We start from the raw sequence: 15,217 nt of genomic DNA on the forward strand, positions 1-15,217 counted from the left end.
CTTTAGCGATTTTTGAGCTTGTATTGCAATATTTCATCTACCTGTTCAAACGTCACCTTTTTAGCGATAATACGTTTGTCTTTATCAAGCAGGTACAAAGTAGGAAAAGTTTGAACATCATACAACTGCGAGTAGCTTGGTATATTGGCACTGGTACGTGCCCGGTCATCTTCTTTTGAATAATACACATTCACCCAGTCGGCCAGGTGATGGCTGTCAATAAAAGAGGTCCAGTCCTTCCTGCTGCCATCCGTTTCCTTGGCAAGTGCAAATACTTTTAATCCATAGCCTTTCCATTTGGCGCGGTACATACTATCCAGTTTTGGTAAGGTTTCCTTACAGTGGCCGCAGGTGGGATCCCAGATTGCTACCAGCACAAACGGTGCTTCCACAGCATAAAGGCTTTTTTTCTGTCCAAGGCTATCAGGTAGTTCTATCTCCGCTGCCGGCGAGCCCATAATATTCGCCATAAGGCTATAGGCCCGGTCTGTGATCAGCTTCTTCCCTTTTTCCGTGAGCCATGGATATTCCTTTTGAGCAAAATACTTTTCAAAGAGATGAACAAAGACGGCGTCTTCCCACATGTATTTCTGGTTAAGGTACCTGTTCACAAATTTCAACAACATGAAACGCTGCATTTCATCATTCACGTTGGCATAACTCATCATCCAGTCCATTTCTTTAATGACAGAATCTGCTGCTGGATAAACCAGGTTCTCCATGTATTTATCCACGCGGGCATCAAAGAAAGGCGTACGGGCCAGCCTGTCATCAGACAGGTTCACATCATCCCAATAATGCTTTTTAAAATAATGGTAGGCAAACATCGAATCAGTTTTTTCCGCAGGGTCATTTTTAGGCACCTCTGGTTCCTTCATGGCCTTTAGCAACACGGCCAGGAAACTTTGCGGTTCTTTAGCTATTAACGATTGGCGATAATCCCTGATCTTTTTATTGTATGTTTCTACCTGCGAGGTAAGCTTTAAAGAATCCTCTTTAGCAGCACCTTTTCTTTTTGCCAGCAAGGCATCGATGGCACGACCATTAGTGGTCATAAATTCCTGGTAAGCCTTAAAGGCTACATTCTCCGGTGAATTGGTAAAGCTTACTTTTTGAATATGGGCCGTGTCTCCCTGAATTGAAAACTTCTGATTTTTATCTATCAATATCTCGAAGTTCTGTGCCCTGTCAGGATAGCCAACCAGGTAAATGCCTCCACCCAATTTTTTATTCCCTTTAAAAACGCCCTCACTATTATTGTTCAACATCACCGAATCTACAATGGGCAATTGCCGGCCATAATAATGCCCCAAATAGATCCATTGATTCTTAAAAGGTTTGAGTGTGACCTTGATCTCGTAGCCATTCTGGGCAAAAAGAGAAAGAGAAATAAAAGCAGAAAGAACGGTGGCAGTATATTTCATAGCTTGAATCTATCTCGTAAAAATATCTAAAAAGAGTGCAAACATGGTTAAAGAGTTGCAAAGACAAACAGTATTTCCATGGGTTGAGGAATTTTCTAAAACTATCTATATACTTCCCTGTTCTTATTCACGAGGAGTAAAAAACCTATAGAGTATATAGCTAAAAGGTTTGCCTGGCAGTGTATTTCATTTCTGTTAGAACCTTCTTAAACCGGGAGAGCCTTCCTAAACAAGAGGTCAAAGGCCGTACTTTTACGCCGTGAGAAGCAAAAAGAATATTGTTTTACAGGACGTTCAGGTAGAGAATTATGCTGCGGAAGGTAAGTCCCTGGCGAGGCGGGATGGTAAAGTGATCTTTATAGAAAATGTAGTGCCGGGCGATGTGGTGGATGTGCGACTTTTAAAAAACAAAAAAGACTGGGCTGAAGGTTATCCCCTTGAATTCAAAACCTATTCAAAAGAAAGGGTGGACCCTTTCTGCCAGCATTTCGGTGTGTGTGGCGGCTGCCAGTGGCAAATGCTTCCTTACCAGAAACAATTGGAATACAAACACCAGCAGGTATACGACAACCTCACCAGGATCGGGAAGATCAAACTTCCTGAATTCTTACCCATTATTGGCGCTGAGGAGGATAAGTTTTACCGTAATAAGCTGGAATATACATTCAGCACCAAAGAATTTACCGTTTCCGCACCCCCGCCAAGACCAAGGGACAACCAGGCTAATAACCAACCAGGAATCAGCATTGGTAACGCATTGAATGAGATAGCTGGCAAGCAATCTGCGCCATATATTCCAGGTGCTTTGGGCTTTCACGCCAAGGGTTTCTTTGACAAAGTGGTGCATATTGAAAAATGCTGGCTGCAGGCAGAACCTACCAATGCGCTGCGGAATGCAATCAGGGAATTTGCCTTTCAAAATCATTATTCTTTTTATGATTTCAGGGGACACCACGGCTTCCTGCGTAACCTGCAGGTGCGCATATGCACTACAGGCGAAGTAATGGTAAACGTTGTCTTTGGAGAGGAGGATAAAAAGAAAAGGCTGGCACTCCTGCAGTTTGTTGAACAGCAGTTCCCGCAGGTAACCACTTTGTTATACACCATCAATTTAAAATGGAATGACTCACTGCATGACCAGGAACCGGTTGTGTACAAAGGCAAAGGATTTGTGATAGAAAAATTATCTGCAGGTGCAGGTTCCGAACCCTTTCAATTCAAAATAGGACCCAAATCTTTCTTCCAGACCAACACCCGCCAGGGTGAAAAGCTTTACCAGGTAACAAAGGAATTTGCAGAACTAGATGGATCGCAGGTATTGTATGATCTTTATTGCGGCACCGGGAGCATTGGCATTTTTTGCAGCCAGCATGCTAAAAAGATCATCGGCGTGGAAATGATCGAAGCCGCAGTGGAAGATGCAAAGGAAAATGCATTATTGAATCATATTCATCATGCTGAATTCTACAGTGGTGATGTTATAGATATTTGCAACGATGCATTCATCCAGGCGCATGGCCGCCCCGATGTGATCATTACCGATCCGCCCAGGGCGGGTATGCACGAAAAGCTTGTCAGGAAGATACTTGAAATGGAAGCACCAATTGTGGTTTATGTAAGCTGCAATCCTGCCACCCAGGCCAGGGACCTTGCCCTACTGGATGAGAAATACGAAGTAACCCGGGTGCAGCCGGTTGACATGTTCCCCCATACACATCATATAGAAAACGTAGTACAGTTAAAAAGAAAATAAGAATTCAGGATGAGCAATTTCAAATTTACCCGGCCGGATAATTTCCCTCCCATAGTCAAGAATTTGATCATAATCAATGTACTGGTTTTCATCGCCCAGGTAACACTGGGTCAATATGGAATAACTGAAAGGATCTCGCTATACCCCATCATGCCGGCTGAATTGCACCAGATACTGGTAGCCAATAAGATCTATGAACCCTTTGAGCAATTCTATCCTTACCAGATTGCGACCCATCTTTTTGCGCATTCTCCTCAGATGATCTTTCATATTGTCTTTAATATGTTTGGTTTGTGGATGTTCGGAAGGATACTGGAAAATGTTTGGGGGCCAAAGCGCTTCCTGCTGTTCTACCTGATCTGCGGTGTAGGGGCGGCTGCCTGTCACCTGGCCATCCAGTATTTCAGGTGCCAGGAACTGCTGCAGGCCATCAAGGCCAATGACCCAATTGCCCAAAATTTGATAGGCGCGGCAGCACCTGCACTAGGCGCATCAGGCGCAATAATGGGTATCTTTGCAGCATTCGGATACTTGTTTCCTAATACGGAGTTATACATCATGTTCATACCGGTGCCGGTAAAGGCCAAATGGGCCATGCTGGGACTGGCGGCAATAGACTTATTTGGAGGCGTAGCAAATATCAGCGGCGATAATGTTGCACATTTTGCTCACCTGGGCGGAGCTATCACTGGATTTATTTTGGTGCTTATATGGAACAAAAGTAGCCGTCGACGGTTTTATTAAGTGGCAGATAAATTGCAGTTTCTTTTTTATTCACTATGAGTTACTATCAACAACAAAACAGACATCGCCTGTCTATAGGCCAGGATGGTAATGCGCTCACCTTATTGATCGCCATAAACCTTGTTGTATTTGTGATCCTTGCCTTTATAAAAGTGATCTACTATTTCAGCCAGGGCGATGCAGGCGTGTCAGCGTTTGATAATAATATCTTTCATTGGGTGGCCCTCCCTGCAGACCTGGGCACTTTTATCACCCGCCCCTGGACCTTACTCACCCATATGTTCGTGCATAGCACTGAATCAGTTTGGCATATCCTTGCCAACATGCTATGGCTTTGGGCGTTTGGCTACATATTGCAAGACCTTGCCGGCAACAGGAAGCTGGTACCAATTTTTTTATACGGTGCACTGGCAGGCGCATTTGCCTATATGGCTGCCTATAACCTGATTAATCCCCTGAAACAAAGCCTTCCACTGGCCTATGCCTGTGGCGCTTCTGCAGGTATCATGTCTATAGCTATAGCTACCACTACATTGGCACCAGGCTACAGGATTTTTCCCATGTTGAATGGTGGTATACCCCTATGGGTCATCACAGTTCTTTACCTGATCATCGACCTGGCAACAATTCCTTACAATAATCCCGGTGGACATATTGCCCATATAGCTGGTGCTGCCATGGGCTTCCTTTTTATGCGCATGATGCAACGCGGTAAAGACTGGGGCGCATGGATGAACAATTTCTTTGATTGGGTCAATAATCTCTTTAATCCCGACAAGCCCCAGAAGGGTAAGGTCGTTAAGACTCAATTGTTTTACAAGGCCAGGGTACAGCCATTCATTAAGACCCCCCTTGTAACCCAGCAAAAAGTGGATGAGATCCTTGACAAGATCAACCAGAAAGGTTATAGCTCCCTTACAGACGATGAAAAAGAGATTCTGAAAAGGGCCAGCAAAGAAGATATTTAATCCTCTTGATTGCTCGATGGTAAGCTTCCGGGCCTACCTTTTTCGTTTTCTCGGCAATTGCTGAGCAATTAATTCGTTTTAATAACAGCAATTCCTGAAATTCGTGTAATTCGTCTTCTGATGGGGATCAACTACCGGCGCTCTACCAAAGTATTATTTATTGTCATCAACCTGGTGGCAGCCATTATTTTCCTGCTGGCTTGCTGGGCTCCGTACCTGAACCCCCAAAAATGGTGGGCACTTTCCCTGATAGGACTTGGTTTTGCTTTTCTTGTGGTGACCTTACTGGCTTTTATTTTTTTCTGGCTGGTCTTTAATGCCCGGTATGTATTCATTTCCATTCTTGCGCTGGCTATAGGTTATAAAGCTGTATTGGTCTTCTTTGCTTTTCACAACCCCGATAAATTCGATTACGAAAAGCCTAAGAACACACTCAGGGTGGTCCACTGGAATGTTGGACGCTTTACGGAATGGAGGCGGAATAATAACAAGGGTAGCCAGACAAGGCTCAAAATGATGGACCTTATAAAGGAACAGAATGCCGATGTCATTTGTATGCAGGAATTCTTCCATTCCACCGACAGTATATACTACGACAACCTGGATTATATCCGGAAAGAATTGAATTATCCCTATTATTATTTCTCCTGGGATGGTGATGGATACAAGCAATGGGTGGGACAGATCATTTTTTCCCGGTTGCCCATTCTTGATACCAATATGGTGCGCTTCCCTGCACCCAGCATGCCGGAAGCATTGTTGCAGGCAGATGTCCTTTTTGGCAAAGACACTGTTCGCCTTTATACCACGCATCTTCAGTCCGTAAGATTTGGCAAGGAAGACTTTGAACGCCTTCACCGCATCAAAAAAACGGATGAAACCATGGTGGAAGATTCAAAGAACATCTTTGTAAAACTAAAAAGAGGAGTGGTCAGGCGTTGTATCCAGGCCGACGTGGTAAGACAGGTGATATCATCCTCTCCCTATCCCTATATACTTACTGGTGATTTTAATGATGTGCCCAATTCCTATACTTATTTTACCATCAGGGACCAGGATCTGCAGGATGCCTTCCTGGAGACAGGGTTAGGTGTAGGGCGAACCTATTCCTATATTGCGCCTACCCTGCGTATTGATTACATCTTCACAACCAAAGACTTTGCTATCCGTCAATTCAACCGCATCATTAAAAATTATTCAGACCATTACATGTTGGTGACCGATGTGGCACTCAATAAATGAATAATACCCAGTTAAACTATTATTGACTTTTTCCAGGCATTTATTTTTCGGGGGCTTTCGATTATCTTTGAGCCGTATGATCGTAATTGACACCTATACTTTTCAATGTTGTTGCTGCTAGCTATCCCGGCCCTCCCGCATTTTTACGATCCCATTCAATAGTTATTTATGAGTCAACTGAAAGTATACAATTCCTATATAAGAGATAAAGAAGAGTTTGTTCCCCTGGTTCCAGGACATGTGGGCATGTATGTTTGCGGACCCACTGTAAGTGGTGAAAGCCACCTGGGCCATGCCAGGCCCTACATCACATTTGATGTGGTGTACCGTTACCTGCTGCACCTTGGTTATAAGGTTCGCTACGTAAGAAATATCACAGATGCCGGTCATTTTGAAGAAGAAGGCCGTGAAGCTGAAGACAAGATCTCTAAAAAAGCAGTGATTGAAAAGCTGGAACCCATGGAACTGGTACAGAAGTATACCAACCTGTTTCATTGGGCCATGGCAAAATTCAATACCCTGGAGCCAAGCATTGAACCTACAGCCACCGGTCATATCATTGAGCAGATCAATATGATCAAGGATATCATTAAAGCGGGTTATGCCTATGAATCTAATGGCAGTGTTTACTTTGATGTAAAGAAATATGCCGCTTCGCATGAATATGGGAAACTGAGTGGTCGCATTGTCGATGACCTTCTGGAAACTACCAGGGATCTGGAAGGGCAGGAAGAAAAGCACGACAGGGCAGATTTCGCACTCTGGAAAGCTGCACCACCTGAACATATCATGCGCTGGACCAGTCCATGGGGCGAAGGATTTCCAGGCTGGCATATTGAATGCTCTGCTATGAGTACCAAGTACCTGGGAAAGCAGTTTGATATCCATGGAGGCGGAATGGACCTCTTATTCCCGCATCATGAAAGTGAGATCGCACAAAGTACCATATGCAACCATATTGCACCGGTGCGTTATTGGATTCATAATAACATGATCACCATTAATGGGCGCAAAATGGGTAAGAGCTATAATAATGTGATCAGGCTTACCGAAATGTTTAGCGGCAATCATCCCCTGCTGGAAAAAGCTTTTTCACCGATGACCATCAGGTTCTTTATACTGCAGACGCATTACAGGAGTACTTTGGATTTCAGTAATGAGGCATTAATTGCTGCAGAAAAGGGATTGAAACGACTGATGGAAGCATACGAATGGCTGAAGACAATACCCACAGATGGACTGGTACAAGCTAATGGAAAGAATAAGGAACTGGATGAAAAAGTAATTGGCTTGCTCAATGAATTTGACGAGTTCATGAATGATGATTTCAGTACCGCCAAGGTAATGGCCAATATGTTTGAACTGGTACCTGTGATCAATTCACTAAAGGACAAAACCATAGCTTTTGATAGTCTATCATACGGAACTATGCAGTACCTGCAATCAAAAATGAAGATCTATATCGAGGATATTCTTGGACTCCGCAGTGAATCTGAAGCTGATAACAATAAGCTGAAGGGAGTAATGGATGTTTTGATCAGTCTGCGTAAAGAAGCCCGCAATAAAAAAGATTGGGCAACCTCAGATAAGATCCGCAATCAACTTTCAGATATCGGCATTCAACTCAAGGACGATAAGGATGGCAACATTAGTTGGGTGTTGAGTTAAAATACCACGGTCCGGGATCATTTGATGGCCCGGACCATTTCTTTTTTGCCTTTTGCTCCGGGCAATTTATTCATCTTAACTCCTCTTTTTTCAAAGCAAATATAGATTTTGCATATCACCACACCCTGGTCTCGTAGTGATCAGGAATGCTGATCGTATGAGAGCCATCAGCCGTTGAAGTAATTTCCCTTTGCACCATGCTTTTCAAAACTACATTTGCACTATAACATCCACAAAATTAATACGCAAGCCACATGTCTTATACCCTTCATCTTTCAAAGGATAAAAAACTTTCAAAACTGGTAGCCCAACACGAACCCTTTGCGTTGAAATTCCATAAGAACATTTGCCTAAGGCTTTGTGCATCCATCATGAGCCAGCAATTGTCAACAAAAGTGGCCAGGGTCATTTATCATCGATTCCTTGAATTGTATGGCGGAAATGAACCAACTCCCCAACAAATTGTGGAAACATCTTTAGAAACCCTGCGTGGGATAGGGCTCAGCAATGCCAAGGCCCAATATGTTTTAAACGTTGCCCAGTTTGCAATTGACCATAACCTTGATGATAAGCGATTGAAAAAGATGAGCAATGAGGAGATCATTGAATTGCTCACACAAATCAAGGGAGTTGGCAGGTGGACTGTAGAAATGCTGTTAATGTTTACACTGGGAAGAGAAGATGTATTCGCCGTGGATGATTACGGCATACAGGTAGCGATGAAAAAGATCTACAAACTGGATGATAGCAACAAAAAAGAAATGAGAGAAAAAATGTTGAAGCTGTCTCAAAAATGGTCGCCTTACCGTACTTATGCCTGTCTTCATTTGTGGCAATTTAAAGACAACGTCCCTGTGACCTGAACATGGATCTAGATCCAGTAACTCTTCAATGAGCAACAAACGGGTATTTTGATACATATAATCCCAACTTGTTGACCGAGCTTAAGATAAGTATCAAACTATATTTATGCTGTATTGCTTCCTACTCCATTTGGGGCTGATATGAACAAATAAATCCACACAAATCACTCATTGGGATTGATTTTCATGCATATAATATCTTGAAATAAATACTGGCACAGTATTATCCCTTATAGAGACAAACGAATGATGTATGAAACATGTGTGGGAAAGCTTAATTGGCGAAAATGGTGACAGGCAGGAAACGGCCTACACCAGGAAAACAATACTGATGGTTCTATTATTCCTTACATTTTTTGGCGCAAGCTTTTATGTAATGATCGAAAGCCTTTTCAGCTAATTAACACTCTATATAAATTCCGGGGTAAGCTATTGTGTTTTATGTACTTGAAGAAATGGAAGCTTATCCCTTTTTTTATGCCCCTACCTGATATAATAAATGATCCTATTACATAATTGATATTGACCTGTTAGTGGAACAGGTTTTGCGAGAACATATTGCTTAACGTGTTTGTATGTTATTGAGAGATTTTAAGCGATTAAAACGGTCCTTACAATTGGACCTTTTAGATACAGAAGGGGTAATGCTTGTTGAATGCAGGGGTCTTAGGGTTACCATGGAATTGTATGCATTTCTTGATTATTACGTGGAGGTATTTCGCGGACAGGAAAATAACAAGATCATCATGATACATGCCTTTGATGATACCGAGTGCCTGGAGCCCTATCTTGAACAGATCGACATATCTGGTTTGGTACCTCGTCCTATCTGATATGAAAATACCATCTTACATATTCCTGATACTTTCCATTTTCTATTACGGCAACTTTGCCTAACATGAAGTTTACGCCTCACCTGGAGACCTTTACTATTAAAGACGAGGAATTTCAATTATATGCACCTTCATCTAAAGAAGTGCATGATGCCTATACCAATAAAACAATTGGCTTCCCCTATTGGGCGCAGGTGTGGCCATCTGCTAAGGCACTGGCAGGATTTATCCTTGACCATCCTGAATTAATTAAAAATAAAAAAGTATTGGAACTGGGGGCTGGCCTTGGCTTACCCTCCCTGATCTCCGCCAGGTGGGCTGCATCTGTGGTCTGTTCAGATCATGATCTTACCGCCATTGAATTTGCTGCTTTGTCTGCGCAATACCACCAATTGAAAAATGTCTTTACCTGCATTATAGATTGGGACCAACTTCCTTTAAACCTGGAAACTGATGTACTGCTGCTAAGTGATATCAATTATAAACCGGAAGCATTTGAATGGCAACAGGAATTCATCCTTTCCTTTCTCCAAAAAAATATCACTGTACTTCTAAGTACCCCCCAGCGACTCCTTGCCCGGTCATTTTTAATACCACTGATGAATTTTTGCAGGCAGCATGAAGAGATCATAATACCACACCAGGACAAAGAGGTTATTATTTCAGTAATCGTCTTGAAATCTTAAGTCACTTAGATAACCAAAAACAATTTTTTTAAAATATGCTTTGATTATACCTCCCAATTCATCTATTTTTTCTAAATTAGATTTACTTCTCAGCCAAAACAAGCCACCTGATTATGCACACTTTCCAAGTTGGAGATAAAGTATCATTCCTGAATATTTTCAAGCAAGGACAGGAAGGCCTCATCCAGGACCTTGTAATTGCCGGTGGCAATTATGCTTACTGCATTGAAGGGTATGATTTCATTGTACTGGAAAAGAACATACTGGAAAGGCTGGTGAAGGCAGATAAAAAAAGCCAGAGCTGGAAATACAGGAATAGTTGATCTATACTTTCAATTCCATCATCTCAACTACAGCTTTTTTCATTCCACCAGTTAATTTTTTTTACAATTTTTCAGTAACTTAAGTATTCATTCCTTTCTATGAATGCTGGCTGTACTTATTGAAAATGTTATTTAGGATTCAACTCTTATACATAACATTTAAAACTTCCAAAATGAAACGGCTTCTAATCATTCTGTTAGCATCTTTAGCTCTACCCCTTTTATTAACGGCACAGGATAAGGTCAAGACCAAAACAAAAGATGCCGAAGGAAAGGTTACCAAAATGAAGGACAAAGGAAATATGGATATGAAAGGCGATATGATGGACTATCCTTACAAGCCGGAGTATTCATCTAAATTCCAGTTGGGAAATCCTGCACATGGCAAGCTGATCCTGGATATGTGGAAGGACTGGGATGATAACCAGCTTGACAGGCATGCCGATGCCATATCTGATACCGTAGTTATGCAAACTTCTGGTGGTGAATTGATAAAAGGAAAAGATGCTTTCCTTTCAACTGGTAAACAACAACGCAACACGATCGCTTCGGCTAAAAGTGGAGTAGAGGTTTGGTTGCCACTGAAAAGCGTTGACCGTAACGAAAATTGGGTTGCCATCTGGGGGCATGAAGATGATACTGACAAGGATGGTAAGGTCACTTCACAAATGATACATGAGATCTGGCGGATCAATAAAGATGGAAAGATCGATTTTTACCGCCAATACACAGCCAAGCCCGTTATGCAGCAACAATAAGCATTGTAATGATTGGTAAAAAGCAGGGCAATGCCCTGCTTTTTTATGGGTAGTATGCTATAAAAGCCAATTGTAAACTACCTGGTGCCCAAATTTCCATTGATGGACCCAGGCAAATACTTATAAATAGCCACACAGAAAAACATGGCATTATCCAAAAGTTCAGCGCTCAAACTTCCAACTTCCTTTATCTTCGCAGCGCTTTTATAAACAGATAATATGCTACCTAAATACAAACGTATTCTTCTTAAGCTTTCCGGTGAATCTTTGATGGGTGACAAAAGCTTTGGCTTTGACACCACGGTGCTGGGTCAATATGCCCTGGACATCAAATCAATCGTTGACCTGGGCGTGCAGGTAGCAATTGTTATTGGTGGTGGAAACATCTACCGCGGCATGAACGAAGCTGAAACAGGCATTGAAAGGGCTCATGGCGATTATATGGGCATGCTGGCTACGGTTATCAATGGTATGGCCCTGCAAGCCGCCCTGGAGAAAATAGGCGTATATACCCGCCTGCAAAGCGCCATCAAAATGGAACAGATTGCAGAACCCTACATCCGCCGCAGGGCTATCCGCCACGTTGAAAAAGGCAGAGTAGTGATCTTTGGTGCTGGTACAGGTAATCCTTACTTTACTACCGATACGGCTGGTTCGTTGAGAGCCATAGAGATAAAAGCAGATGTGATCATGAAAGGCACCAGGGTTGATGGTATTTATTCTGCTGATCCTGAAAAAGATCCGGCAGCCACTAAATTCGGCAGCATCACTTTCCAGGAATGTATTACCCGCAAGCTGAATGTAATGGATATGACGGCATTTACCCTCTGTATGGAGAATGAACTGCCCATTGTTGTTTTCGATATGAACAAACCCGGGAATTTACGTAGGGTTGTTACGGGAGAAAAGGTAGGAACACTGGTTACCGTATAAGTTTTAACCCTCATTATCCCTGTTTTAAAAAAAAATCATTAGTTTGTTCACCGAAAACTTACTGAACTAACTGATGTCACTCCTTTCTATTAATCTTAGCCTTCTGGAAATCGGTGTGCTCCTTGCCGGCGCTATTGTGTTAGGGTTAGCCATCTATTTCTTTATTACCAGCCGCAGGTCACTTAAAGAGACCATTGAAAAAACAAATCAAAAAGTAACTCTGCGCCCCGGGTTTTACAACTCCCCTACCTCTGTTCCTTCCAGCATACAGGAAAGGACCATAATTAAAGAATCTCACGAACCTAAAAAAGAGTCAAGAAAAATATATGAAGAAGCACCTGCTGAATATATACCGGCAAAATCAAAGCAGGTTCCTAAAGAAGAATCTATTGATGATCTGAAACAAACTATTCTCCAACAGCAGAAATTGTTGAACAGCTTTTTAAAGCAGGTGGAAGAGATAGAGAATGAAGGCCGTGAAGAACTGGAATTACAGAACAAACACCTGGAAAAAGAAATTGAGAACCTGGAAGCCAGGCTCGAAAAAAAACAGTCCGAATTAGAAGAAGTAAAACAGCAGGCTTCCATGGCGGAAAGAATGGCTGATAAAATTGAAGAAGTTTACCAGGAATTTGAACTGCTGCAATCAAAGATGGCCAGCCTGGAAAAACAAGCTAACCGTGCCAACAACCTGGCGCTGGAACTGGAAGATACCAGGCAGTCATATGAGCAGGTGCATAAAGATCTGCAGCGCAAAGCAGAAAAACTGGAAGAGACCTATGCGGAAAACCAGCGCCTGCAGCAGATGATGAATACTATGGAGGACAAGCTGGCGGAGGCTAACCTGCAAAGACAGCAACTGCACAAAAAAGTTCAGTTTCTTCAGGACCTGAACACAGACCTGCAAACGGTCTCCGACACCAATAAAAAACTGCAAACTGAATTACGTCGTATTGGCGAGTTGGAAAGCATGCTGGATATGATAGCTGAGGAAAGAGATTATTTGCTGAGAAAAGGTTCCGGTAAATAAGCGCCCTTTACCTTTGCGGCATAATACGTTCGTATGAATCCATCCATTGCCGACCTGCGCAAAGACTACTCCTCCGAAACATTACTCGAATCCGACATTGCTCCACATCCTATTCAGCAATTTGACAAATGGTGGCAACAGGCTATTGACAGCCAGGTAGATGAGGCCAATGCTATGACACTTGCCACTGCATCCAGTGACGGCATGCCCTCGGCACGTATTGTCCTGTTAAAAGGATATAACCCGGAAGGTTTTGTATTCTTTACCAATTACAAAAGCTATAAAGGCTTGCAACTGGAAGAAAATCCTAAAGCCTGCCTGATCTTTTTTTGGAAAGAACTCGAGCGCCAGGTGCGCATCATTGGCCTGGTTAACAAAATACCAGGACAGGAAAGTGATGAATACTTTCATTCCAGGCCTATTGGTAGCCAGGTAGGCGCATGGACTTCTCCTCAAAGCCAGGTGATACCCAACCGCTCTTGGCTTGATGATCATTACCAGGAAATGTCCAGGCAAATGGAAAATAAAAAAATTGAAAGACCACCCCATTGGGGAGGATATATAGTAAAGCCCGTGATTATGGAGTTCTGGCAGGGGCGTCCCAGCAGGCTGCATGACCGGATACAATATACCCTGCAGGAAAATGGAAACTGGAAGATTGAGCGTCTTGCACCCTGATGGCAAAGTTGAAAGGTTGATAAGCTGACAAGATACTGGTCCTTACCTACTTATCAACCAGCCAACTGTTTAGCTTTCCTTTTTCTCAGCAGGTTTGTTACCTGTGGTTTTCTTTTCGCTGGCAGGTCTTGCCTTTCCAAAAGAACCTTTAAAGATCTTACCTTTCTTTGTTTTTTTATCACCTCTTCCCATAGTTGTATTTTTTGTTTTGCAAATGTCGTAAAAAAATATCCACCGCTTAAACCTTTAACGTGTTGTGGTGGAGAAATGTATGCCTTGGCACTGGCAGCAAATGAAAAGCCCTGTACATGACAGGGCTTCAATGCATTTGTGCAGCAATTACAATTTGGCTGAAAGCTCTTTACCAGCTTTGAAGCGGGCAACTTTTCTAGCTTTGATTTTGATTACTTCACCTGTTTGAGGATTACGGCCATTACGGGCAGCACGCTTGGAAACAGAAAATGTTCCGAAACCTACTAAAGTAACTTTTCCACCACCTTTCAGGGTCTTAGTAACGGCTTCAACAAAAGAATCCAATGCAGCATTAGCTTGAGTTTTTGTAACACCTGCATCATCAGCGATCTTGTTGATCAATTCAGCTTTGTTCATAGTTGATATTTTAAAAGTTTTGACAGCAACAAAAATAGAGGGTTTTTTTATCCAACAAAATAATTTTACTCATTTTATAAAAATAGTTTTGTCGGCTGAAATCCTTATGGTATAAGGGTTTTACGGAATTTTACGTAGTGTTTCTTACATATCAAACGGCTATGCATTTAACTGAAACCCTTACCCACAGCGTGTTTCAAAGGATGAATCCTGAAATGCAGGCAGGGCAAGGCTTACAGGGGAATATACAATAAAAAGAAAAAGAAAAACTTTACGCGTTCAATTTGTACACATCTATTTCACAACCTGCATGACACTCCTGAATGCGATGAACCGTTCACCCCATTTTTCAAAACTTTTCTTTCTCATATTCGCGGCATGCAACTCTATATAACGGTTGTAATCCGCCTTTGACGCAGCATGGTATTGAATGGCATAAGTTGGCCCTTCCGTATCATCTACTTCCAGCAACCGGACCACTTTATAATCTGTAAAACAACCCGTCTGTAGTATGGCAGGCGAATGCTCTTCCAATATCCACTGCAACCAACGGTCAGCAATAAACGGATCTACCTTTACCGTCACATTATAAATGATGGCAAATTCCTCCTCTCCCTTTCTATTTGCTTCGTCCTGCCCGGTAGTATTCATCTTAATGGATTGATTATTTAATTTAAACAATAGCCTAAAAACTTATCTGTTATC

At 42.4% G+C, this 15,217-nt stretch carries 18 protein-coding genes; 14 read left to right on the forward strand and 4 right to left on the reverse strand.

Annotated features, from left to right (window positions below; all coding sequences use genetic code 11):
* Positions 1 to 2: 2 nt before the first annotated feature.
* On the reverse strand, positions 3 to 1,424 hold the full coding sequence (locus BP74_RS11655; RefSeq protein WP_496374272.1) for a DUF5106 domain-containing protein: 1,422 nt from the start codon (positions 1,422 to 1,424) through the stop codon (positions 3 to 5).
* A gap of 259 nt (positions 1,425 to 1,683) precedes the next feature.
* On the opposite strand from BP74_RS11655, the gene rlmD reads away from it, so the two are divergent.
* The 14 genes from rlmD (at position 1,684) to pdxH (ending at position 13,903) form a co-directional block, all read left to right on the forward strand.
* A complete protein-coding gene (rlmD, locus tag BP74_RS11660) occupies positions 1,684 to 3,177 on the forward strand; it encodes a 23S rRNA (uracil(1939)-C(5))-methyltransferase RlmD (RefSeq protein ID WP_496374274.1) in 1,494 nt (497 codons plus the stop codon).
* Between the two features lie 9 nt (positions 3,178 to 3,186).
* Complete coding sequence (locus BP74_RS11665; protein ID WP_496374276.1) at positions 3,187 to 3,921, forward strand: rhomboid family intramembrane serine protease; 735 nt, start codon at positions 3,187 to 3,189, stop codon at positions 3,919 to 3,921.
* A gap of 35 nt (positions 3,922 to 3,956) precedes the next feature.
* Positions 3,957 to 4,889 carry a rhomboid family intramembrane serine protease gene (locus BP74_RS11670; protein ID WP_496374278.1) on the forward strand — a complete coding sequence of 311 codons (933 nt, stop codon included), beginning with the start codon at positions 3,957 to 3,959 and terminating at the stop codon, positions 4,887 to 4,889.
* 120 nt (positions 4,890 to 5,009) lie between these two features.
* Entirely contained in the window at positions 5,010 to 6,131 is a 1,122-nt protein-coding gene (locus BP74_RS11675; protein ID WP_496374280.1) for an endonuclease/exonuclease/phosphatase family protein, read from the forward strand.
* Positions 6,132 to 6,299: 168 nt separating this feature from the next.
* A complete protein-coding gene (gene cysS / locus BP74_RS11680) occupies positions 6,300 to 7,799 on the forward strand; it encodes a cysteine--tRNA ligase (RefSeq protein ID WP_496374282.1) in 1,500 nt (499 codons plus the stop codon).
* A gap of 254 nt (positions 7,800 to 8,053) precedes the next feature.
* Positions 8,054 to 8,662, forward strand: a complete 609-nt coding sequence (locus BP74_RS11685) for a DNA-3-methyladenine glycosylase family protein (RefSeq protein ID WP_496374284.1) — start codon at positions 8,054 to 8,056, stop codon at positions 8,660 to 8,662.
* 253 nt (positions 8,663 to 8,915) lie between these two features.
* Positions 8,916 to 9,062: a hypothetical protein gene (locus BP74_RS11690; protein ID WP_496374286.1), complete on the forward strand. Its 147-nt coding sequence runs from the start codon at positions 8,916 to 8,918 to the stop codon at positions 9,060 to 9,062.
* A 175-nt stretch (positions 9,063 to 9,237) separates the two neighbouring features.
* The gene (locus BP74_RS11695) at positions 9,238 to 9,495 is read left to right on the forward strand and encodes a hypothetical protein (RefSeq protein ID WP_496374288.1); all 258 of its coding nucleotides are present in this window, start codon (positions 9,238 to 9,240) and stop codon (positions 9,493 to 9,495) included.
* 65 nt (positions 9,496 to 9,560) lie between these two features.
* On the forward strand, positions 9,561 to 10,181 hold the full coding sequence (locus BP74_RS11700) for a class I SAM-dependent methyltransferase (RefSeq protein WP_496374290.1): 621 nt from the start codon (positions 9,561 to 9,563) through the stop codon (positions 10,179 to 10,181).
* A 113-nt stretch (positions 10,182 to 10,294) separates the two neighbouring features.
* A complete protein-coding gene (locus BP74_RS11705; RefSeq protein ID WP_496374292.1) occupies positions 10,295 to 10,504 on the forward strand; it encodes a hypothetical protein in 210 nt (69 codons plus the stop codon).
* Positions 10,505 to 10,677: 173 nt separating this feature from the next.
* The gene (locus BP74_RS11710; protein ID WP_496374294.1) at positions 10,678 to 11,262 is read left to right on the forward strand and encodes a nuclear transport factor 2-like protein; all 585 of its coding nucleotides are present in this window, start codon (positions 10,678 to 10,680) and stop codon (positions 11,260 to 11,262) included.
* 219 nt (positions 11,263 to 11,481) lie between these two features.
* Positions 11,482 to 12,195, forward strand: a complete 714-nt coding sequence (pyrH, locus tag BP74_RS11715; protein WP_496374296.1) for a UMP kinase — start codon at positions 11,482 to 11,484, stop codon at positions 12,193 to 12,195.
* Between the two features lie 73 nt (positions 12,196 to 12,268).
* A complete protein-coding gene (locus BP74_RS11720; protein ID WP_496374298.1) occupies positions 12,269 to 13,225 on the forward strand; it encodes a hypothetical protein in 957 nt (318 codons plus the stop codon).
* A gap of 33 nt (positions 13,226 to 13,258) precedes the next feature.
* Positions 13,259 to 13,903 carry a pyridoxamine 5'-phosphate oxidase gene (gene pdxH / locus BP74_RS11725; protein ID WP_496374300.1) on the forward strand — a complete coding sequence of 215 codons (645 nt, stop codon included), beginning with the start codon at positions 13,259 to 13,261 and terminating at the stop codon, positions 13,901 to 13,903.
* A gap of 69 nt (positions 13,904 to 13,972) precedes the next feature.
* On the opposite strand, the gene BP74_RS11730 is transcribed toward pdxH, so the two are convergent.
* The 3 genes from BP74_RS11730 to BP74_RS11740 all read right to left on the reverse strand — a co-directional run bounded on the left by BP74_RS11730 (position 13,973) and on the right by BP74_RS11740 (position 15,163).
* Complete coding sequence (locus BP74_RS11730) at positions 13,973 to 14,095, reverse strand: 30S ribosomal protein THX (RefSeq protein WP_496374302.1); 123 nt, start codon at positions 14,093 to 14,095, stop codon at positions 13,973 to 13,975.
* Between the two features lie 147 nt (positions 14,096 to 14,242).
* Positions 14,243 to 14,563 (reverse strand): HU family DNA-binding protein, encoded by a 321-nt coding sequence (locus BP74_RS11735; protein WP_449401670.1) that lies wholly within the window; start codon positions 14,561 to 14,563, stop codon positions 14,243 to 14,245.
* Positions 14,564 to 14,806: 243 nt separating this feature from the next.
* Positions 14,807 to 15,163: a DUF4286 family protein gene (locus BP74_RS11740; RefSeq protein WP_496374304.1), complete on the reverse strand. Its 357-nt coding sequence runs from the start codon at positions 15,161 to 15,163 to the stop codon at positions 14,807 to 14,809.
* Positions 15,164 to 15,217: the final 54 nt, after the last annotated feature.

The organism is Flavisolibacter ginsengiterrae DSM 18136, assembly GCF_059568575.1.